The 1,556-nt window shown below is 40.8% G+C and carries 3 protein-coding genes; all 3 read right to left on the bottom strand.

The genetic code is table 11. The annotated features are described in order from the left end of the window. Positions 1 to 226: 226 nt before the first annotated feature. A complete protein-coding gene (locus F6K52_RS36175) occupies positions 227 to 430 on the bottom strand; it encodes a hypothetical protein (protein ID WP_293090027.1) in 204 nt (67 codons plus the stop codon). Between the two features lie 62 nt (positions 431 to 492). Continuing rightward, a complete protein-coding gene (locus tag F6K52_RS36170; RefSeq protein WP_293090025.1) occupies positions 493 to 1,272 on the bottom strand; it encodes an ABC transporter permease in 780 nt (259 codons plus the stop codon). A gap of 29 nt (positions 1,273 to 1,301) precedes the next feature. After that, entirely contained in the window at positions 1,302 to 1,523 is a 222-nt protein-coding gene (locus F6K52_RS36165) for a hypothetical protein (RefSeq protein ID WP_293090023.1), read from the bottom strand. Positions 1,524 to 1,556 lie beyond the last annotated feature (33 nt).

Raw genomic sequence — 1,556 nt, 5'->3', positions numbered from 1 at the left:
TATGGGAAATACCACAAACCAATATAACGAAGCAATCCCTAAGTAGACTAAGCCACTATACATCAAAAAAACAACCATTCTAAACCGTAAAGGGTGATTGCTGGGGGGGGTTACCTTGAGTTTCATCTCTTGTATTATTTTTGACTCAACTGGTAGACCTAATTAAACCACCGTCTTGTGAATATAATGTGAACAAATCAAAAAATCTAATCAACGAGCTATATCTTTATAGAGGGAATCGGGAATCGGGAATCGGGAATCGGGAGTCGGGAATCGGGAATCGGGAATCGGGAGTCGGGAAAAGCGAGAAATGGGGAGAATTATCACGAAAATCATTGTGTATTTTTATACATATTTTAAGAAATTTATACGTAAAAAAATACGTACTCGTCCCTTTGTAAAAAATCTCCCCATCTCCCCATCTCCCCATCTCCCCATCTCCCCACACTTCCCTCTCTTTCCCTACTCCCTACTCCCTACTCCCTTAACTAATCAACGGAATAGAATAGGATAAATCTGACGCCAAGCTAGGATATAAAACACAGCAATCCATAGCAACAACCAGATTAATTGTAAAAACCAGAACTCTGGTAACCCTAAAGGCCAACGTAACAAATCAACTATCGATGATAGGGGTAAAACAGCAGCGAGATAACCCAGTCCAGTTGGTAATGTATCTCTAGGAAAATAAGTACCACAGAGAGTAAACATTGGTACCACGAACAAGAAAATTGGCACATTAATATGATCAACAGTACGCACCGTTCCAGCTGTAAATAGTCCAATAGCACCAAACAGCATACTCCCCAAAATAATTACAGGAAAAGATACCAGCAATTGCCAGCCAGAGTAAAGTCCCCAGATAACCGCTACTAACCCTGTGATGGTACCAGCTATAGTTCCTTTTGTCGTTGCCCATAGCCACTCTCCAATAAATACTTCCATGAAACTCAAGGGTGCTGTCAGCAGTGCATGCCAAGTTTTTTGAAAAGTCAAGCGGAAAAAACTCCCAAATGCTCCCTCAAAGAAGGACTGAAATAGTACTCCAAGTCCGATCATTCCAGGAGCTATAAATTTTAAATAAGATATGGGTTGACCATGGTAAGAAACATCTCCCACTAGGGGAGTTAAACCATAGCCAAAGGCAATCAGATAGATTATAGGTTCAGAAATTGGGAGTAAACTATTGAATAGCCAAGTTTTTTGATACACTTTGGCATGACGATGCCAGACCGAGTAGATGCCCCAAAATGTTACAGAAATTCCTTTCATTATTTTGATAGTAAACCTGTCTAACTTAATCAATCCAATGATGTTCCGGTCAGTCGTAAAAATACATCTTCTAAGTTGGTACGGCGGCGGATTAGACTAACAGATGGAATCGTATTTAGCTCTTTCCACAGAGCTTGGGGATTGTCCATAGGTAATGCAATCAGATAGTTACTGCCAAAGGTGCGATACCAAGTTCCGTACTGAGTCGCTAATTGTTCCAGGATATCTTCCGAGACACCCTCAATCTCCACTAGCTCTTTACCAACAGTGCGCTCAATAAGCTA

Origin of the sequence: Moorena sp. SIO3H5 (assembly GCF_010692395.1) — a bacterium.
Classification (GTDB): domain Bacteria; phylum Cyanobacteriota; class Cyanobacteriia; order Cyanobacteriales; family Coleofasciculaceae; genus Moorena.
The sequence above is the reverse complement of the archived record's forward strand: the minus strand, read 5'-3'. Positions and strand labels throughout refer to the sequence as shown.

Coding starts and splice junctions, on each gene's coding strand:
- F6K52_RS36175 (WP_293090027.1), bottom strand. CDS start 430: ATGGGGAGATGGGGAGATGGGGAGATTTTTTACAAAGGGACGAGTACG.
- F6K52_RS36170 (WP_293090025.1), bottom strand. CDS start 1,272: ATGAAAGGAATTTCTGTAACATTTTGGGGCATCTACTCGGTCTGGCAT.